Genomic DNA, 19,830 nt, shown 5'->3' on the forward strand with positions numbered 1-19,830 from the left:
GGCAGTATTCCATCTCACACCTGAGGACATCATGAACTCACTCATTCTTGCCGTGGTCGGGGTCGCCATGATCCTGTTGGGCTACTTTCTCTATTCGAAATTCCTCTCGCAAAAGGTCTACAAGCTTTCCTCCACCTACGTCACGCCGGCTCACCAGTTCCGTGACGGGGTGGACTTCGTTCCCACCAATAAATATGTGCTGTGGGGCCACCACTTCACCTCGGTGGCCGGTGCGGCCCCGATCGTTGGTCCCGCGGTCGCGGTGATCTGGGGTTGGGCTCCGGCGTTCCTTTGGGTGACCCTCGGCACCATCTTCTTCGCCGGCATGCACGACCTCGGTGCCCTGTGGGCCTCCAGCCGGCACAAAGGCCGTTCCATCGGAACCCTGTCCGGCCGTTACATCGGAACGCACGGGCGAAACCTGTTCCTGGTGGTCATCTTCTTGCTCCTGCTGATGGTCAACGCCGCCTTTGCAGTGGTCATCTCCGGATTGCTGGTCTCCACCCCAACCGCCGTGATCCCCACCTGGGGTGCGATCGTGGTAGCGCTGCTGATCGGTCAGGCCATCTATAAGTGGAAGTGGAACCTGCCGCTCGTATCGGTGATCGGTGTGGTCGTCCTCTACGGCTTGATGATCCTTGGCGACCGGTACCCCGTTGAACTGCCCGAGACCATCATGGGCCTGTCCGCTAGTGCGTTCTGGATTGTGGTGCTGTTCATCTACGCCGGGATCGCCTCGGTGCTTCCTGTGTGGATGCTGTTGCAGCCACGTGACTACATCAACGGTCTGCAGCTCTTCGTCGGTCTGGCCCTACTCTACGGCGCTATCTTGATCTCGAACCCCACCGTGGTTGCTCCCGCGGTGAACCAAGACCTCCCCGAGGGTACTCCGGGAATCTTCCCGTTGTTGTTCGTCACGATTGCCTGTGGGGCGATCTCTGGTTTCCACGGCATCGTCTCCTCGGGGACCTCGTCCAAACAGCTCGATAAGGAATCCGATGCGCGGTTCGTGGGCTACTTCGGTGCGGTGGGCGAAGGCTTGCTCGCCCTGGGTACCATCATCGCGACCACCTCAGGTTTCCAAGCCTTGGCGGATTGGAAAGAGGTCTACTCGGAGTTCAATGCCGGTGGTGCCCCAGCCTTTGTGGAAGCCGGTGGCAACATTCTGAACATGGGATTGGGCATCCCACCGTCGCTGTCGGCCACGATCCTGGCCACCATGGCCGTGCTTTTTGCAGCCACCACCATGGATACCGGCGTCCGGTTGCAACGTTTCGTGGTTGCTGAAATTGGTCAGACCATGGGCCTGAAGCTCAATCCTCTCGTGGCCACCTTGATCGTGATGCTGGTGACCATGGGGCTGGCTTTCTCGGCTGGTGCGGATGGCGAAGGTGGCATGATCATCTGGCCGCTCTTCGGTACCACCAACCAGCTGATGGCTGCCCTCACCCTGTCGGTCTTGACCATCATCCTGGCACGCCTGAAGCGTCCCATCTGGCCGGTGGTGATCCCATTGGTCTTTGTGCTGGTGGTCTCGGTCTACGCGCTGATCATTCAGCTGGGCCAGTTCTACCGAGAGGAAAATTGGTTGCTCCTGGTGCTAGATATCATCATCCTGGTCGCCTCGCTGTTGGTGATCATCACCGCGGTGCGGGCCTACATCACCACCCGCAACGAACCGCTGGATCTTGATACCGAGCACGATGATCTCGAGGCCAACGCGCAGGCCAAGGTCTAATGGCTACGGCACGCTGGCGGTGGGTCCGGGACAAATTTACCGGACTCGCCGCAGGGCTCCAGGAGTTCTACGCCGGGCCTTATCGTCAGACCTTCGCACGATCCGCCCGCGACGAGGATGACCTGCTGATGATGATGGTTTTCTCCGAAGCATTAGGTATTCCCAACCCGGCCACTTACTACACGGCTGAGCTGATGCCCGTGCTGTACGAGAATTTCCACGACTGGCACCGACGCATGGGAATGGAACGCTCGCCGGTGGAAGGACTACGGTGCTGCTAAACCAGTTCCTCACCCAGGTGATCGGCAACCGATCCGTCGTGCTCTTTGGTGGGAAAGGTGGAGTCGGTAAGACCACGTTGTCTGCCACCGCCGCACTGGCCGTGGCTCGTGCTCGCCCTGACGCGCGTCTTCTGTTGGTCTCGACCGACCCTGCACATAACCTCGGGCACCTGTTTGAGCGGCAGTTTTCGGATCAGCCCGAACGATTACACGACAACCTTTGGGTACTTGAAGCCGATCCGCAACGGGTTGCCGCTGAGCATTTTGATACCGTGGCCGAGACGGTCCGAGGCATGATGCCCCCGCATTTGCACGGCGAGGTCACCCGGTATTTCCGGGCCGCCACCGCCTCGCCGGGCGCTCACGAGGCTGCGCTGTTGGAGCATATGGCGCAGCTGAGCTTGAGCCCGGACTGGGATCTGGTGATTTTTGATACCGCCCCGACCGGTCATACGCTCCGGCTGCTGGAACTGCCCGAGACGATGACGACCTGGGCTGAAGCCATGCTGTCGCGGCGCCGGAAATCCGAGAACTACGTCGCGGCCCTAAATGCATTGCCCGGTCCTGACCAACCCGAAGGCACCACGCCCACCGATGAACGCAATGCCAGAATCCGTACCGCGCTGTACCGTCGCAAGGAATTGCTGGAGAACTTTCATCGATTGCTGACTGATTCTGCCCGGTGTGGTTTCATCCCGGTCACCGCCGCTGAGCGACTTCCGGTTCAGGAAACGCTGGAGCTGACCGATCAACTGCGATCCAGTCGCATCCCTGTCGTCGCGGTGATGATTAATCGCCGAACGCCGGCCGGATCCGAGGGAGTTTTTGCCGAGCGCCGGGAGCGTGAAGCAGTATGGGCTCAGCGCGTCACCGAGACATTCTCCCCGGTTTTCCAGGTTCCGCTCTATACCGACGGCGACCTGGAGCAGATCTTGGCCTCCACCGATGCTGGCTAAGATCCAAGCCGATAGGAAATCTCTGTCGCAGCCCTAACGACTTCATCGGCAAGTCCATGCATGTTGACGTTTTCCATGGCCAAGGTGGTCACCGAAACCGCATGAGAAACTTGTCCCAAGTAGTTGGTCACGGGTGCCCCGACGCAACGAATGCCCGGCACATTCTCTTCATCGTCGAGGGCGTACCCCTGTTCGCGCACCCGATCCAGCTCTTTGGTTAACGCCGTCAAGTTTGTAATTGTCCGGGGAGTCTTGGCGTTTAGACCTGGGTGGTCGGCGTAATCAGCCACATATTCTGGGCTGGAGGTTGCCAGTAGCACCTTGCCGATCGAGGTGGAATGTAGCGACAGGCGATCACCAACATGGGAAGGGAGTCTGTAGGGCATTCGACCGTTGTCGATAGCCACATATATGGCCTCATTATCGTTACGAGCTCCCACATGTACCGTAAACCCGGTCTCGTGCGCTAGACGATGGATAACCGGTGTGGCTACTGCGGAAATATCGATCGCGTCAAAAGCTTCGGATGCCATCGATAACATTACTGGCCCTGGAAAATATTGCTCGTCGAAGGTTAAGAAACCGTAGCTCAGTAGTTTCTGCAGGATCCGATGCACGGTGGCTTTCGCTAGACCAGTATCTTCAACGATATCGGTGAAACGTCGATGAGTGATAGCAGAACGTAGCACCATCAGAGTTTTGTCGGTGGCGGTCACAGGCTCCATAGGAGACAAATCCTTGTGCTGGGAGATCGGTGAAACTAGGCTCAATAGTACAAAACAAAATATGAAACTTAGTTTCATCTGATGGAACTCAATGGGGAGTATGACATGAGCCTGATTACCCAAGCGCGCACAAGTGACGTGCGTTTTCCAACCTCCGATTTTCTCGATGGTTCTGACGCGATGAACCCCGATCCGGATTACTCGGTGGCCTATCTCACTGTCGAAACTGACGCCGGGGAGACCGGCCATGGGTTTGTGTTCACTATTGGTCGCGGAAACGACGTGGTTGTCGCAGCGATTGATTCGCTGAAACACTATGTTGTCGGCTCCGAGGTGGACGCGCTACTGGCAGATATGGGTGCGACATCTCAAATGTTTATAAACGATTCTCAGCTCCGCTGGCTTGGTCCGGAAAAAGGCGTGGAGCACATGGCCATTGGAGCGATGCTCACCGCCCTCTGGGACCTTAAAGCCAAGCGAGAGAAGAAACCGCTCTGGGAATTGCTTGCGGACATGACACCAGAGCAACTCGTCGATCTGGTGGACTTTCGTTATTTATCAGATGCCATCACTCGCAATGAAGCTCTCGACATACTGCGATGTGCTGAGCCCACTCGTGCCGAGCGCAAAGCTGACCTCTTAGCCAATGGTTACCCGGGATACTCGACAGCTCCGGGGTGGTTGGGCTACTCAGACGAGAAGATGGTGGGCTTGTGTCAAGAGGCCGTTAAGGACCACGGTTTCGGTCAGATTAAGCTCAAAGTCGGTGGCAGCGTGGAAGATGACTGGCGACGACTTGCTCTCGCTCGTGAGGCTGTGGGGCCGGACGTGAAACTAGCGGTCGATGCCAACCAAGTTTGGGATGTTCCCGAAGCAATTGAGTGGATCAACCAGCTTCAAGATTACGATTTAGCATGGGTAGAAGAGCCGACCAGCCCGGACGATATTCTCGGGCATCGTGCGATACGTGAGGCCATTACCCCTATCCCAGTCGCGACCGGTGAACAAATGCAGAACCGGATCATCGCCAAGCAGTTCATTACTTCGGGTGCTCTAGACGTTTATCAGATGGATGCCACTCGGGTAGCCGGACCGAATGAGAACATAGCGATCTTGCTATTGGCCGCTAAGTACGGAGTTCGCGTTTGCCCCCATGCTGGCGGTGTAGGGCTATGCGAGTTGGTGGCTCACATGTCAATGTTTGACTATATCGCCGTTTCGGCGACTAAAGAAAACCGATTCATCGAATATGTCGATAACCTACACGAGCATTTTGTGACTCCCACCGAAATTCGTCAGGGCCATTATGTGGCTCCCAGAACTCCAGGCGCGTCGAGCGAAATGAAGCCTGAATCAATCACGGCATATACCTTTGACGCCGCGTCGCAGCGACTTCTAAACCAGCAATAAGGAGACCTATCGTGGATCTGAAACTAGCAGAAAAACCCATAATTGTTACCGGTGGTAAACATGGCATTGGACGGGCCATCACTGAATCTCTGGCACGTGAAGGTGCTATACCCGTCGTCTTGAACCGTTCGGAAGCCGATGAGGATTTTACCGCTTCAATGAGTGATCTAGGCGCTACCTATGAATATTACACGGTTGACCTAAACAATACGGAGCAAATTGCACCGATCGTTGATGAAGTCTACCGGAAGTACGGTGTCCTGGCCGGAGTGGTCAATAACGCTGGGACAAATGACAACCTGGATCTAGATAGCACCACTTGGGAAGAATTCGAGAAGTCTCTGCACGGCAATCTCACCCATTACTACGAAACCGTGCATGCCTCGGTGAATTACTTGCGCGAATCTAAGGGGTCCATTCTAAATATCACGTCCAAAACCGCGGTAACGGGTCAGGGAAAGACGTCCGCCTATGCGGCCGCGAAAGGTGCGATCCTTGGTCTGACACGCGAGTGGGCGGCCGCCCTTGCGAAGGACTCGGTACGTGCTAATGCGATTGTGGTTGCAGAAGCCTGGACCCCGATGTATGCCAATTGGATTAGAACTTTCGGGGCAGAAGCCGAACAACAAGCGCGACTTGAGGAGATCACCGAAAACATCCCCTTGGAAAAGCGGATGACGACTCCGAAAGAAATCGCTGATATGGGTGTTTTCTTGCTCTCACCACTGTCCAGCCACACCACAGGTCAGCAGATTTACGTTGACGGTGGGTACGTTCATCTCGACCGCGCGCTGAATTAGGAGCCATCATGTCTGCGGAAAATACCGGACGAAAAACCTCGGCCGTCCGCACGGCCATTATCTTGGTTACTGCCCTCTTCTTTATCTGGGGTTTGACCATGAACCTCGTCAATGGCATCCGTGACCCGTTTGCCACCTATCTTCAACTTTCCGGTGCGGAGTCTTCGCTCTTGCAGGTCGCTTATTTCGGGGCATATTTCGTGATGGCGATCCCAGCAACAATGGTGGCGAAACGGCATGGGTATAAGGGTGGCATGATTGTCGGGCTCGTATTTTTTGTTCTCGGTGCGGCGCTGACTATCCCTGCGACTTCTACATTGTCCTACTGGATATTTCTTATAGCGATGTTCGTTATTGCTCTGGGGGCCGCTGCGCTGGAAGCTAACTGCAACCCGTATATGACCAAGATTGGGGGTGAAAGTACTGCGTCGACGCGGATGAACATCGCCCAGGGGTTTAACGGTATTGGTCAGGTCATTGGCCCCTTGTTGCTTGGCCTGATCCTGGGTGAGACGGTAACCGCCGGCGACCCCGGCTTCCAGGAAGCCCGGGATACTTTTATGGGGCAGACCGCACTGATCTATACGGTCATCGGTATTGTTGTGCTTGCCGTGTTGCTGGTATTCGTCTTCGCCAAACTCCCCACACCCGCAGGCGATGATGTGGGGATGGCTAATTCGGCGAGGTTTGGAGCGGTGTTCTTTAGGCCCTACTTCACCTTTGGTGTAGTTGCCTTGTTCGTTTACGTGGGGTTGCAAACTCTTGGATTTTCAGTGTTTTCGACCTTTGCTCAGCAGCAGTGGGACGGGATCAACGCCGGAGTGGCTTCTACCCTTTTGGCAGTTCTGACTGTGCTCTTCGCGTTGGGGCGCTTCGCCACGGCGCCAGTTTTCAAATACGTTGAATCTGGAAAAGTTCTTGCCATCTATTTCAGTGCTGGTTTTGCGATGATGTTCTTAGCGGCACTTGGACTCGGGCCCATCTCAGTGATCGCGTTTATGGTGCTTTACTTCTTTATGTCGATTGGCTTCCCAACTATTTACGCGTTGGCACTGCGTGGCATTGATGGAGCCGCGGCGAAGAACGGTGCAGCGATACTCACGATGACTATTGGCGGTGGAGCAGTTATCCCGCTCCTGTTGGGTTTCGTCCAAGACGCTTTCGGTTTGGAAGCTTCGCTATTTGTGTCTCTGATTGGCTTTGCCTACCTGGTTTGGTACGGCATTTCCGGTTCTCGAATCGGCTACCACCAGAAAGTGAGTTAGGACAATGCTCAAGGGAATTGACTCGGTCATTTCGCCGGAACTTCTTAAGGTCCTTGCTGAAATGGGCCACGGGGACACAATTGTGCTTGCGGACGCGCACTTTCCCGCGACTTCCATCGGGCAGCGGATTGTGCGTGCTGATGGCCACGGGACTTTACGGCTAGTCAAGGCAGTTCTTGAGCTGATCCCGTTAGATACCTACATTGAGAAACCCGTTACGCTTATGGAAGTCGTGGCTGGAGATCGGGTAGAAACGCCTATCTGGAACGATTATATCGAGCTCCTAAACGAGGAGAATATTGGGTTTTTGAACCGCTTCGACTTCTATGAGCAGGCTCAGCAGGCTTATGCAGTGGTGGCTACGGGCGAAGTCGCGCAGTATGCCAATTTGATCTTGACCAAAGGGGTGGTTGTATGAAGGTCATTGACGCCCATTTTCACCAGTGGGATCCGAATGTTCAGTCGATCCCGTGGCTGAGCGACAGACTGAACCGAACGTACCGGTTCGAGGATCTTCGGGCTGAATATGACAAGTATGATGACGTCGAGTTTCTCGGTGGGGTCTACGTTGAAATTGATCAAGATGATCCAGAACAGGAAGATCAGTTGGTCTACGAACGTCAGAGACCACAAATCCTCGGACGGGTTTTGCGATCTCAACTAAGCCCGTGGATGAGGGTGCCTGTCCACGCTACCGGCATTCGAGAGCCGCTTCACACTGCTCCTTCTGGAAGAGTGATGGAACAGAGTTTTATAGAAGGTCTGCGCTCTCTGCCTCTGCCCTTTGATGTCACATGCAGAGGCGAAGACATCACGGATATAGCCCGAGCCCTGGCTAAGGTTCCTGAAGCACAGCTCGTTTTGGATCACCTGGGCAATGTCACCGATTTGACCCCTGAATCACGAGCTGCGTTGCGGGATTTGGCCCAGTTGCCTAGCTGCTATGTCAAGATCTCCGGCGATGACCCGGTGCAGAAGGAAGTAGTGGACTATGTTGCCGAAACGTTCGGGAAGTTCAAAGTGCTTTACGCATCAAATTTCCCGGTGCGAGCTGACTTCGATGAGCACTTCTGCTTTGTCCGATCAGTCTTTAAAGATGACGAGGATGTCTTCGCCTTCAACGCGCTTCGCGCTTATCAAATTGGTCAGGAGCGATAATGTTTAACGGAGTCTATACGCCGTCAATTACCCCGCTGCAAAACGGTTCCTTCGATTTTGACAACTGGAAACGACACCTCGATCATCTAGTTGAGGCTGGGATAGACGGCGTGTTGCTCTTTGGTTCTATTGGTGAGTTCTACGGGTTCACCTTGGAGCAAAAGAAAGAAGCCGTGGCTATTCTGGCTGAGCATCTTGATTCGAGGATCCAACTGTTAGTGGGGACCGGAGCTACTCGCCAAGAAGACGTAATCGAATTATCGAATTACTCGCGCGAACATGGTGCAGATGCAGTAGTTGTGGTTTCACCGTACTACTTCGGCCCTTCGGAATGCTCGGCTGAGAAGTTTTTCGCTACCGTCGCTGAATCTGTCCACATGCCGGTTATGCTCTATAACTTTCCGGCCCGGACTGGTTCGGACCTCGGCCCGGAGCTTGTAACCCGTCTCGCGAGCAAATATCAAAATATTGTGGGGATCAAAGATACGGTGGATTCTGCTTCGCATACCAGGGAAGTTATTCAAGCTGTGTCGAAAGCCCGGGATGACTTTTCAGTGCTATCGGGTTTTGATGAGTACTATTTGACCAACAGAGTCAGTGGTGGTGCCGGGATACTTTCTGGGTTGACCAATGTTGAACCCGAGCTGTTCGTCAGGCTACACCGGGCTTACCAAGCAAAACACTGCCAGACCGTGGTCGAGTGTGCTACTCGTATAACAAGTTTGATGCGACTTTATGACACAGCTGATCTTTTCATTTCGGCCATAAAAGTAGCGGTAAAAACCAAGGGACTACCGATAAGCACAGAGATTCTCGAACCAGGCGTACAGGCTGATCAAGAGCTAGAAAAAAGTGTAAGTAAAGTTTTGAAATCTTAACTGTGTGCCCTGACGTTTCGACGGGGAGTGGGATCAGGGTTCAGCCACGGAGCCGGTGAGAACCACACTCCCTCGCGGTCGACTCTGACAATACTCCACTTACCGGTGTGCACATCGGTATGGTGGGCGCTACAGAGTAGTACCGCGTTATCGATGTCCGTTTCGCCACCGTGTTCCCACTCTGTGATGTGGTGGACGTGGCACCAGGCTGGAGGCATAGTGCACCCCGGTGTGGCACACCCGCGGTCTCGAGCCACCAGGCAGCGGTGTTGAGCGGCGGAAAAATCGCGTCGCTGCCGTCCCATGTCTAGGACCTCGTGATCGCCATCCATGAGTTGCGGGATGATTCCGGCGTGGCAGGCCATCGCTCTGAGTCGTGAGGGATGAATCGTTGCAGAATATTGACCTTCGGATCGGAATCTGTGTCCGCGAGTGGTGGGGTCATCAACCAACCAATCTCGAAGTGTGGACCTTCTGAGATCCTCATCGAGCTGGAAGCGTCGGGAGAGTTGATGGCTGAAGGTTTCGTAGTCCATGGTCACGATCATCTTCGTATCTTGACCGCGGGTGGAGGGGAGCGCGTTCTTCTGACGGCCTGCTCTGAGTCCCGCGGTGAGGACCGCGAACAGTGCATTCAGCGTACGCTGATTGCGACTTCTCCGGTCGAGCAGATCGTGCTCTGCGTACACCTGCTCAGTGCCGTTCTCGTCAACACTGATCACATCGTGGGGTTTCAGCTCTGGGAAGTTTGCCATGATTGCTTTGATCAGCGGATTGCGTGGCGTCTGCGCCTGAGCCTCGTTGGTGGCGTTGTTTTTCAGGGCAGCGTAGTTGTTCGCAGCATGGTCGATGGTCGAGAGGAGTTCGGCAGACAACCCGTACACCGTACCACCGAAATCAAGGCCACCATCTTCACGCGGTCGGACCCAAAAATCTTCCCGGCCCCGCTGTGGGTCGACGACCTCCTCGGGTGCCGGGCCGTCTTGATCAATGTGGTGGCAGATCTTGGGTAGCCATTCCTTGCAGAGCGTGTTGAACTCGTTGACGCTGAGTTCCTCGGCGCGCTCGACCAGCAGGGGCACGACCTCATCAAGCAGTCGATCGATCAAACCAGGTGGAGTATGTGTGTTCCGGGCATACTTCTTGACATCATTGACCAGGCGAATGAGCCGGTCCAAGTGTTCTGTGCTGATCGACCCAATGCTGAAGGCCTTCGTCGCTGCGGGAAACTCCGGTGGGATCTCGGGGCCGCCACTGATCGGTGGTGGACCGCCGGAGATGAATTCGGAGCGTTGCTGGCGTTGTTTGGCTTCTCGAGTTCCGATCCCGACAGACTCGGTAAAGTACTTCCGGCCATCCCGGTAACCACGAGCGCCCTCGGGAACGCCCAAAAGATCCTGCTGATCGGCACTGGACGCCGTGGCGCGTTGGGTATGACCGCTCAACAGCGTCTGGGCCCCGGCCAACGCAGTCTGCAAGGCTTCTGCCACATGGTTTATTTCCGGCAACGAGTCCCAGTAGTTGTCAGGTTCCACTAACCGCGTGGAGTCATGTTGTTGCGGGGCGGAGGCGAGCGACGAGTTCCAGTCTGCGCTCGCGGTTTCGGGAGTGTAGCGAGCGAATTTCTCGTAAGCGTCCGATGCGGCCAGGTCCTGCCCCAGCGATTTGAGCAATACCAGAGCAGCGGCGGCCTTATCTCCCATGGAGGCCCCGGCCACGCCATCGAGATCCAAAAATGACAATGGGTGGTGGGCGCGCGGTGAGTCAGTGACCGTCATCGTCCACACCTCCCATCGTCGATCAATTGTTTGATAATATGCTCTGCCAATCGTTATGTAGAACATAGTACCGATTCCTGAGGACACGATAAGACCGCCGATTGTGACTGTGGATAGCGTGCAGTGTGGCGTCTTACGGAGTCATCTCTGGGTCTGTATTGAGGTTGAACGGGCTCGTCGAGCTCTGAAGTCGTGTATGTGACAGCGGTCATGACAGCCTCATTGTGGTGTGTCAGACTAGCCCGGTAACCATCCAGATCGACCGAGAGACCTGGCTCGATGACGTCGAGGCAACCCGCCCTATGAGGCGAAGGTGCCACTGCCAGCTACGATGGAGGATTCCTATGATTTCTCTGCGTCACGTCACCACAACGTTCAAAGGTGGTGAGATTACCGCAGTCGATAACGTCAGCCTTGAGATACGTCGGGGCTCGATCCATGGCATTATCGGTTTTTCGGGAGCCGGTAAATCCACACTGTTGCGCAATATCAATCTGCTCGAACGGCCCACGGCCGGGCAGGTGTGGGTCGATGGCGAGGAGCTGACACAGCTCAACGCTGAGCAACTGCGTCAGCGTCGCCATCAGATCGGGATGATCTTCCAGGGGTTCAACCTGGTCAATAATCACACAGCGCTGGCCAATGTCGAGCAGTCTTTGACGTTTTCCGGGGTGAAAGACCGACGTGAGCGTCGCCGGCGGGCGCTGGAAGCGCTCGACTTGGTGGATCTTGCGGAGAAGGCTAGGGCCTATCCGGCGCAGCTATCTGGTGGCCAAAAACAGCGTGTTGCGATTGCGCGGGCGCTAGCCACCCAGCCGAATGTGTTGTTGTGCGATGAGCCAACCTCGGCATTGGATCCGTTCACTACTGCCACGGTCTTGCAATATCTGGCTGATATTAACGTTCAACTGGGGATCACCATTGTGCTGGTGACCCACGAAATGGAAGTGATTAAAGCCCTGGCCGATGACGTGACGGTTATGGAGCACGGCTCGATCGTGGAGCAATTCACCACCGATGACCTGCGGGCCGCAACTTTCCAGCCTCAGACCGCGATCGGGCGTTACCTGCTTTCTGAAGGGATCTCGGTACAGAAGGGACGGAGTACGCCCCCGGATGTTCCTGTCGTGGTGGAAGAGGCCGCGGAGTTGGCACTGCAGAAGGTGGGTGAGTGAGATGGAACGCATCCTCGAGCTCCTTCCCGAACTCACCACAGCACTGTTACAGACCTTCGTCATGATCGGGGTCGCGATCCCGATCGCGGTGCTGCTCGGAACCCCGTTGGGAATTTGGTTGGTCAACCACGCGCCCGACGGGATTTCGCCTTCACCTCAACTCCACAAGGTGATATCGGCTCTGGTGAATGCGGTGCGGTCATTCCCGTTCTTGATCCTGCTGATCGCGATCATTCCCTTCACCCGTTTGCTGGTGGGAACTACGGTCGGCACAGCGGCGGCTATCGTTCCGCTGACGGTCAATGCCATCCCGTACTTCGCTCGACTGGTGGAACAGAACATCAATCAACTCGGCTCCGGGCCGATCGAGGCGGCCCGCGCGATGGGAGCGACCCGTAGTCAGATCATCCGGCAGGTCATGCTGGTAGACGCCCGGCCGGCGCTGATCGGCTCCATCACGATCACCACCGTCTCGTTTATTTCGTATTCGGCCATGGTCGGCCTGGTCGGAGGTGGTGGGATCGGGGACTTCGCGATCCGCTACGGCTATTACCGCTATGAAACTGAAGTCATGCTGGTCGCCATCGTCCTGATGCTGTTGCTGGTCAGCGCGGTGCAAATCCTGGGTAACCGCCTGGTGCGCATCACCGATAAACGCTTGGCTTAGCTCGCCAGTGGTCATCAGGTCCTTCAGAAATCTTGCTGCGAAAGGAAACTCACCATGTCAATCACCATGCTCACCACTGCACCCTCGCGACGATGGGGCGCTCTCGGCGCGGGCCTGCTGGCCGGGCTGTCCTTGACCTCCTGCGGGTTAGCTAATCCGCAAAGCACTGTTGATGAGGAACAGACCATTTCGATGATCGTCACCGAATCGGCGCCCTTCCAGGAGCCCACTGAGATCGTGAAAGATCAGCTTGAGGAAGAGGGGTGGACGCTGAATACCACCTATGTCACCGACATCGTCTTGCCGAATGAGGCGGTGAGCCAAGGTGAGTACGACGTCAACTTCTTCCAGCATCAAGCGTTCTTGCGTCAGTTCAATCAAGACAACGGAACCGATGTTGAGCCGCTCTTCTCGGTTAATTACGCTCACTCCGGTATTTTCTCGGAGAAGTACGAGAGCTTGGACGAGCTTCCGGAGGGGGCGACCGTTGCCATTCCGGTCGATACCTCCAATAACGGTCGTGCTCTCAAGCTGTTGGCCGAGGGAGGCTTGATCGAGGTGGATGAGTCCAAAGAGGTGACGGCGCTATCTCAAGAGGACATCACCGCCAACCCGAAGAATATTGAGTTCGTGGAGATCGATCAGCAGTCCTTGGGGCGGTCCTTGCCCGATGTTGACGCGGGCTTCGGGTTCGTCAGATTGATTGCCGAAGCCGGATATGACGTGGAGGAGACGGCTCTGATTCTCGAGGATAATCCTGAGGTTGAGGTCCCCTTCACTGTTGTCGTGGCTGCCAAGCCGGAATTCCGCGATACCGAGGCGGCTCAGGTCTTACAGGAGGCGTACCAGTCTGAGGAAGTCCAGCAGTGGTATGAGGATTATCTCGGAGGGGGAGTGGTCGCGCCTGAGGATACGATCACCGTAGGTGATTCGGCTCAGAAGTGGGAGGAGTTCACGTCGGGCAAGCTGTAAGGCTCGGCGGACGCGGGCTGAACAGAGAAATGGAGGGCTCTGCGGTGCGATCACTGTCTCAGGGCCGAGGTGTTGCTCGTCACCGTGGAAGATCGGCTCGCTGAGACTTCTGTGGTGATCGCGCTGGATTCCGCAGTGCCCTCCTGGCTCGGTCAACACACAAAACCTGAGCCATCGCCAGCGGGTGCTTGAGGACTATTGGCAGTAAACCCGCGCTTAATTGTGATGCACTTCACATTACACCGGTGCGTGGGCGTGCGCAAGGGGGACGAATGGTTGAGGGAAGCGTTGGGGGTGCCAGAATCTCAAGGGCCATGTTTCTACCCGCCTATCAGATTTGCGGAATAGCTGTCGAAGAGAGCCACCCCCGCGCATTGTCAGAGGGCTGAAGCATGCGCCGGGGTGGCAATTTCGTAGGCTAGGTCCCTAGTGTCTGCGACGTGTTGCCGACAGTGCGGCTAGAGATCCCCCTGCGAGAAGCAGTATTCCTGCCCCGAGGACAAGGAGTAAGTTGGCTCCTGTGCTCGCGAGAGTGCCAGTTTTCTCTGACTCAGCGCGACCTGGAGAATCTTCTTGAACTTGTTCTGTTCCAGCTCCCGGATCTCCAGCAATATCTTGTTCGGGGGTGGTGGTTCCCGCGGTGGGTTCCTGGGTTGGTTGTTGTTCGGGGGTGGTGGTTCCCGTGGTGGGTTCAGGGGTTGGTTCTGTATCTGGTCCTGGTTGCGGGGCGGTGCTTGTTTCGGAGGTAGGCTCCGGAACCGGTTGTGGCTCAGGGGTAGCGTCTGGATTAGGTTCCGGCTCCTCCTCGGGATCTTGTGCTGGGGCGGCAACGACCTCGACTGTGTGTGAAGCGGTCTCGCCATTAATCGTGAAGGTGAGCGTTGCGGTACCCGGTTGGGTGGCTACGAGTTGACCAGTGGCAGGATTGACTCGGATCACCGCGGCATTCCCTTCTGATCCACCATTGTTGACTTCTACGTGGTCGCCACCCCATTTGGCGCTCATCGGCCAGACAAACGGCATGTGCTTGCCGTCCTGGGTGAAACTAGCGTCAACGGATACCTGGTCACCGACCGTCATGGTTGACGGGAGCTCGGTAGTTGCACCGAGCGTGATCGAATCGACAAAAGGATGCATCTGCACTTGTAGCCAGGCATTACGTGCGACTTCAGGCTCTGGGGACTTACCGACGATGCCCTGAGAAGGATCTATTGTGAGCATGCTCCAACCGACGAATCCTCCGGTCTCGGGTGTGCCGGAGGGACCTTTGCCACTGTTGCCGTTGATAATTGCGGGCACGCCGTCGGCGGTTGACGCATGGAATACTCCAACATGTCCGTTGATAACCGCGACGGATTTGCCTGTTTCGGTCCGGAAGCGGGACAGACGGTCTTGGACCTCTCGTGCTTCAACGCGATTTCCCATCTGGCTGAGCTTGGTTGGTAGCGGATCATTCATTGGGTGGTGCCACATCAAAACGACACTGGTCGTGCCTTCATCTGTGGCTGCTGCTTCCAGCCGATCTTCAAGCCAAGGAAGTTGGTCTCGATCGGAAGACCGGAGCCCGCCCTGAGCGGTGTTGAGGGTCAGGAACTGTGTCCCCTGTAGATTTTGAGAAGTCCTTGTGTCGCCGAATGCTTCCACAAAGTTGTCGATCTCCCCGCCCATGATTTCGTGGTTTCCGGGCGCATAGGTCACCGGAATTTCATCACCAATTTCTTCATCAAGGATCCGCTTAGCGAGTTCAAAATCTTCCGGCGAGGCCTCATCGACAAAGTCGCCAACGATGAATATTGCATCAGGAGATGCGGCTTTGATCTCTTGCAGTGCCCGTCGCGCTCCTTGGACATTTTGACTCTGAGGTGAACGAGCGACGAACTGAGCATCGCTCATCACTGCGATCTGTTGCGGTCGTTCTTCATACAGACGAGCGGTATCGACAACGGAATCGTGAATTTCTGTCTTTTCGCCCGCATCAGTGTCGGGGGCTACCACGGCGCCCAGGTTCGCAATTTTCACGCTGCCCGAATAGGAAGCGTTAGGGCGCGTTTCCATGAGTCGCACCATTTCGATCGTGATGGGATACTCGATCCCGTCGGGAACGGGGAACGTGACATCTCGCCACCCGTGCCAGGTGATATTTCCACCATCAAGATTCGATCGTGTGCCTGCTCCGTTTAAATACTGAATACGGGGCCATGCGCCATTGCCGTCACCGTAGATGCTCAGGGTAATTGAACGGGGCTGTCCATCCACTTGAATCGGGTGAGGCGGAGCAGCATAAGCGCCCCGAGTTGCAGTCGACCCCGTGAAGTCGTAGGAGATTTCAAGAGCATTTTCACCATTTTCACCCTCGCTAGGGGAGACCGATCCAGAGGCGCGGGCCTGGCTGAACTCCCAGCTGTCAGCATCTGAGAAATCAGAAATAGTGACTTCTTCGAAGCCAATGGTCACTGGGAGATCGATGCGCTTCTCGCCGACTTTAAAGTGGATGGTGCCACTTCCACTACCGGCGTTCGGGGACACGGTGAAAGTGTCCACGCCACTGGGTGTCACCTCGATGGTGTCGTTGCTGGAAACCTCGATATCCTCGGTTTCGATGGGTGCACGGAAACCGTCGCCGTCAATTCCTAGCACACGCACCGAAGCGGAAGCGTCCGCATTTTCTAACGCTAATCTTTGATGACTTAGCTCGAGATGCTCGAGCTCTCCGAGAACGCGCACAGGCAACTCTCCTTGTCCGCCGTTGCTTTCACCGCGAACGGTGGAGAGGCCGTGCTTGGTTCCAGTAACTCGGGCCACTGTTTGTCCGCGGTCGTTCTGTGTCGGGGTGCCGAGTAGCTCGAGGCCATCACCAGGCGAGACTGCAACGTCAGCTGTGAGTGGATCACCACTGGAGTTCGTCGCGGTACCGATGACAGTCCGGCCAAGTCCGGTGAATACGCGGTCGGTTCGTTCCGAGTCGCTTGCGGGGTTGACGGTGACGCCGGCGGTTTCCGCCGGTGCCTGAGCAGTTGAACGGAAGACGAGGGCGTTGGCGACGTCGCGCTCCTTACCGTCGGAAGGACGGTTGGTCGGTGATGCTGATGCGTCGCCTGGATTGCGGGTGTGCAAAGTGGTGGATCCACCACCATCAAGGTTGAGAGCCTGGTAGGCACCGAGATCTACCATCAACTCCGAAAGTTCGCTGAGCCGCATACCGACCGCGTCATCTTGCCGACCCTCGATTGAAACGACAAATAGCTGTGTCCCGTCTTGAGAGATCCCGACAGCTGTCCGGGCGGCAGTTGCCTGTTCTGCGCCGGTGGCGCGACCGTCACGGACGAGCACCTGTTGGCCAGAAACCGCCAGGTCAACATCGCGGTCCAGCGCTACCGAGATTTCAACGTTGGTACCAACAGTCGGGACGTGATCCGAGCTTGAACCGGAAAAGACGAGCACGCCCTCGCCCTCGGAAAGATTGGTGTCTGAATCTAGAGCGCTGGCTTCGAGAATCTCGGTAACAGCCCCGTCGATGACTTTGACGGCGGTCCGTTTGTTGGCAGACAGAGCTTGAGAAATCGGTGTTGTGCCCCAGGCAGCGGTGTAGTACGCAATGCCGTCGCGGTCTTCGGTTGGCGAGTTCACCGACGGCACGTCGTAGGTTCTGCCTTCGATGGTGGCCGTGGCGGCACTGGTCAGTGCTCCAATGCTCGCTGTTCCTTCATGCACAGACAGCGCCTGTGATGAGCCATTTGCGATGGAACGGATCCCTTCTGAAGCAGACACATTTGTGCCTATGGGGGCTCCGGTGTTGTTCATATCAAAACAATCACCGTTGACGGCAGCGACGACGTTGTCTTCGTTCTCGATCTGATTGGATACGCTCGAAACGCCGGACACAGAACCGCCATCGACGACATCGAGTGAGAGTGAAGCGTCGGTCAAGTCCACGTTCAATACATGACCCGTTTGGAAGCCGGTCTTTTGTTCGCGCGTGAACGAGGTGTGGTTGAGGCCCGGGGCAATCGTTTCAGTGTTTGCTTGATGCAGAGTCGAGCCGCTACCGGTGAGGTTGAGCCCGCCTGTCTCGAGCGTTTCACCAACGGGCTGTTTGGATGCCTGCTCAGTGGTTCGTTGTGAGTGGGGAAATGCAGGGGTGGCGAATGCCGGGGTCTGTGACAGAGTGAGGCCGAAAGCGAGTGTGGCGATCGTCGCGAAGCGACCGAAACGACGGAACCGCGTCGACCGGCCACGCTCGTGCGCGGTAGTTGAGTGAAGAGAGTGTGACACCTTTTCTCCCAGGTCAGAGTGATATTCGACGCACTGACCATAGGTGTGAGAGGTAGACTGATCGTGACGGGTGAGTTACCGAATGATGTCCCGTACGTATTAATGGGTACGCGTTGATGAGCGCGCGACACGAGCGGGGTATTTCGAGGTGCTGATCGTCAGGGCCGACTTATCTCTTGTAATCGGCTAGTACCGCGGGCTGGGACGCAGGTCGCTGCGGTCAAAGCGTTCGGCCACGCGGTTCAGCGCAGACTCGGCGGCGTCAGCCATGACCGAATCGGTGCTGGTGACCGCGCTGTTGAGGGCTTTCAGGGCGGATTCGTTCTCGGCGGAGATGATCTCGCCCAACGCGGTGGCGGCCTGCGAGCGGACCTGCGGGGTGGGGTCGTCGAGCAGGTCGAGCAAGGTGTCGGTGGCCTCGTTGAGGTCGCGGTAACCGGCGACCTCAACGGCGATGACGCGGACCTGCCAGGCGGGATCGTTGAGCGCGGTGATCACGGATGTGGTGGCGGTGTGGTGCCAGAGTTCTAGTAGCGTTTGGGCGGCCCAGACACGGCCCATCCAGTCCTCGACGGCCTCCATTCCGCCCAGCACGGCGATATCCGGATCGCTGTCTGCTCCGGGCTGGGCGCGACCATCCAGCAGGCGGCAGACCCAGTCCAGCAACGGGTTGGTTCCGAGGGTTTCAGCAGCGTCGTGAATGCGGGATACGGTGGTGGGGGACAGTGAATGCGGTGCTGTGTTGCTCATGGTCTCTATTATGGTCGATGCCACAGTGATAAATTGAGAGGCATGCGCTCCCGTAGTTCACTTTCTCTGCAGTTTCGTGCCGAGGCGTACGATTTTCCGACCGGGAGCGTGACCGCGGGAACGGTGATGAGCTGGCTGGATAAGGCCGGGTATGCCACCGCGGCCTCGTGGACCGGAACGAATGTGGTCGCCGGGTATGTGGGCAACTTGCATTTCGCGCATCCGGTGCCGGTGGAAACCCCGATCACGGTGCAGTGTCGCATGCTGTATACCGGAACCTCCTCGGTACATGTGCAGTCTCGGTTGGTGCTTCCGACCATTCGGGATGACGAGGGGCAACCGACGGTGGCCACCGAGGTGATCATGGTCTATGTGGCCATTGACGACAACGGTGAGAAGGTCCGGGTCAAGCCCTGGGAGCCGACCACGGATGCGGCCCAGGAGCGGGCGGTGAAAGCCAAGGCCCGCTCGGATCAGCTGAAAGCCTCCGAAAAGTCGTTGATGACCATTGCTTTTCCGGAGCAGGAAGAGACTACCGCCGAGATCATTCGTCTGCGGTTTATTGTCTCCGAACCGGATGCCGGTGTCGGCGTACGCGTCGGCGGTGGCTCGGTGTTGCGGTGGCTGGATGAGGCCGCCAACGTGTGCGGGGCCCGCTGGGTGCAGGACAATGTGGTTGCGGTTTTTGCCGGGGGCGTGCGGTTCGAGAATATGGTGTACGGCGGTGACTTACTGGAGATCGAGGCTCGCCTGGTGCACACCTCGGCACACTCCATGCACGTGATGTTGCGGGCCTGGACTTCGACCCGGTTTGATCCCACGCAGATCCCGGTGGCCCACGGGATCACGGTATTGGTGGATCCCGGCGAGGACGGGAAGGCCAAGCGAATTCGACCCTGGCATCCGCGCACGGTGTTGGAAACCGAGCTGGAGCAACACTGCACCGAGCTGGTGCGGATGCGCAATGAGATTGCCTATTCCTGGGCCCTGTAATGCTGGGTGGTC

General features: G+C 56.7%; 17 protein-coding genes and 1 riboswitch. Of the genes, 13 read left to right on the forward strand and 4 right to left on the reverse strand.

The annotated features are described in order from the left end of the window. Positions 1-31 precede the first annotated feature (31 nt). Genes DCC24_RS10280 through DCC24_RS10290 form a run of 3 tightly spaced genes read left to right on the forward strand, consistent with a single transcriptional unit; the run spans position 32 to position 2,975 of the window. Positions 32-1,738: a carbon starvation protein A gene (locus tag DCC24_RS10280; protein WP_110099826.1), complete on the forward strand. Its 1,707-nt coding sequence runs from the start codon at positions 32-34 to the stop codon at positions 1,736-1,738. After that, positions 1,738-2,019: a cory-CC-star protein gene (locus tag DCC24_RS10285; protein ID WP_110099827.1), complete on the forward strand. Its 282-nt coding sequence runs from the start codon at positions 1,738-1,740 to the stop codon at positions 2,017-2,019. The genes DCC24_RS10280 and DCC24_RS10285 overlap by 1 nt, the downstream gene beginning before the upstream one ends. Then, entirely contained in the window at positions 2,010-2,975 is a 966-nt protein-coding gene (locus DCC24_RS10290) for an ArsA family ATPase (protein ID WP_158524660.1), read from the forward strand. Before DCC24_RS10285 ends, DCC24_RS10290 begins: the two co-directional genes overlap by 10 nt. Here the strand turns inward: DCC24_RS10290 and DCC24_RS10295 are convergent. Then, positions 2,972-3,700, reverse strand: coding sequence for an IclR family transcriptional regulator (locus tag DCC24_RS10295; RefSeq protein ID WP_110099829.1), 729 nt, complete (start codon positions 3,698-3,700; stop codon positions 2,972-2,974). The two genes, DCC24_RS10290 and DCC24_RS10295, sit on opposite strands and share 4 nt — an antisense overlap. 105 nt (positions 3,701-3,805) lie before the next feature. Between DCC24_RS10295 and DCC24_RS10300 the strand changes: the two genes are divergently transcribed. The 6 genes from DCC24_RS10300 to DCC24_RS10325 are packed head-to-tail and all read left to right on the forward strand — an operon-like array spanning position 3,806 to position 9,211. Beyond that, positions 3,806-5,110, forward strand: coding sequence for an enolase C-terminal domain-like protein (locus DCC24_RS10300; RefSeq protein WP_110099861.1), 1,305 nt, complete (start codon positions 3,806-3,808; stop codon positions 5,108-5,110). Positions 5,111-5,121: 11 nt separating this feature from the next. Then, on the forward strand, positions 5,122-5,910 hold the full coding sequence (locus tag DCC24_RS10305; protein ID WP_110099830.1) for an SDR family oxidoreductase: 789 nt from the start codon (positions 5,122-5,124) through the stop codon (positions 5,908-5,910). An 8-nt stretch (positions 5,911-5,918) separates the two neighbouring features. Continuing rightward, entirely contained in the window at positions 5,919-7,175 is a 1,257-nt protein-coding gene (locus tag DCC24_RS10310) for an MFS transporter (RefSeq protein WP_110099831.1), read from the forward strand. A gap of 4 nt (positions 7,176-7,179) precedes the next feature. Next, on the forward strand, positions 7,180-7,593 hold the full coding sequence (locus DCC24_RS10315; protein WP_110099832.1) for an RbsD/FucU family protein: 414 nt from the start codon (positions 7,180-7,182) through the stop codon (positions 7,591-7,593). Next, complete coding sequence (locus DCC24_RS10320; protein ID WP_110099833.1) at positions 7,590-8,333, forward strand: amidohydrolase; 744 nt, start codon at positions 7,590-7,592, stop codon at positions 8,331-8,333. The genes DCC24_RS10315 and DCC24_RS10320 overlap by 4 nt, the downstream gene beginning before the upstream one ends. Next, on the forward strand, positions 8,333-9,211 hold the full coding sequence (locus DCC24_RS10325; protein WP_110099834.1) for a dihydrodipicolinate synthase family protein: 879 nt from the start codon (positions 8,333-8,335) through the stop codon (positions 9,209-9,211). Before DCC24_RS10320 ends, DCC24_RS10325 begins: the two co-directional genes overlap by 1 nt. Here the strand turns inward: DCC24_RS10325 and DCC24_RS10330 are convergent. Further along, entirely contained in the window at positions 9,208-10,989 is a 1,782-nt protein-coding gene (locus DCC24_RS10330) for an HNH endonuclease signature motif containing protein (RefSeq protein ID WP_158524661.1), read from the reverse strand. The genes DCC24_RS10325 and DCC24_RS10330 overlap by 4 nt on opposite strands. Positions 10,990-11,235: 246 nt before the next feature. Then, a riboswitch (SAM riboswitch) is annotated at positions 11,236-11,327 on the forward strand. A 6-nt stretch (positions 11,328-11,333) separates the two neighbouring features. On the opposite strand from DCC24_RS10330, the gene DCC24_RS10335 reads away from it, so the two are divergent. Genes DCC24_RS10335 through DCC24_RS10345 form a run of 3 tightly spaced genes read left to right on the forward strand, consistent with a single transcriptional unit; the run spans position 11,334 to position 13,803 of the window. Next, entirely contained in the window at positions 11,334-12,164 is an 831-nt protein-coding gene (locus tag DCC24_RS10335; RefSeq protein ID WP_110099836.1) for a methionine ABC transporter ATP-binding protein, read from the forward strand. Position 12,165: 1 nt separating this feature from the next. Further along, positions 12,166-12,831 carry a methionine ABC transporter permease gene (locus DCC24_RS10340; RefSeq protein ID WP_110099837.1) on the forward strand — a complete coding sequence of 222 codons (666 nt, stop codon included), beginning with the start codon at positions 12,166-12,168 and terminating at the stop codon, positions 12,829-12,831. Positions 12,832-12,885: 54 nt separating this feature from the next. After that, a complete protein-coding gene (locus DCC24_RS10345) occupies positions 12,886-13,803 on the forward strand; it encodes a MetQ/NlpA family ABC transporter substrate-binding protein (RefSeq protein ID WP_110099838.1) in 918 nt (305 codons plus the stop codon). A 426-nt stretch (positions 13,804-14,229) separates the two neighbouring features. Here DCC24_RS10345 and DCC24_RS10350 read toward each other — a convergent pair whose 3' ends face one another. Both DCC24_RS10350 and DCC24_RS10355 read right to left on the reverse strand, forming a co-directional pair. Continuing rightward, the gene (locus DCC24_RS10350; RefSeq protein ID WP_110099839.1) at positions 14,230-18,075 is read right to left on the reverse strand and encodes a phosphodiester glycosidase family protein; all 3,846 of its coding nucleotides are present in this window, start codon (positions 18,073-18,075) and stop codon (positions 14,230-14,232) included. Positions 18,076-18,261: 186 nt separating this feature from the next. After that, positions 18,262-18,825: a HEAT repeat domain-containing protein gene (locus tag DCC24_RS10355; protein WP_110099862.1), complete on the reverse strand. Its 564-nt coding sequence runs from the start codon at positions 18,823-18,825 to the stop codon at positions 18,262-18,264. 42 nt (positions 18,826-18,867) lie between these two features. On the opposite strand from DCC24_RS10355, the gene DCC24_RS10360 reads away from it, so the two are divergent. Further along, positions 18,868-19,818, forward strand: coding sequence for an acyl-CoA thioesterase (locus tag DCC24_RS10360; protein WP_158524662.1), 951 nt, complete (start codon positions 18,868-18,870; stop codon positions 19,816-19,818). Positions 19,819-19,830: the final 12 nt, after the last annotated feature.

The organism is Auritidibacter sp. NML100628, assembly GCF_003185985.1.
Classification (GTDB): Bacteria; Actinomycetota; Actinomycetes; order Actinomycetales; family Micrococcaceae; genus Auritidibacter; species Auritidibacter ignavus.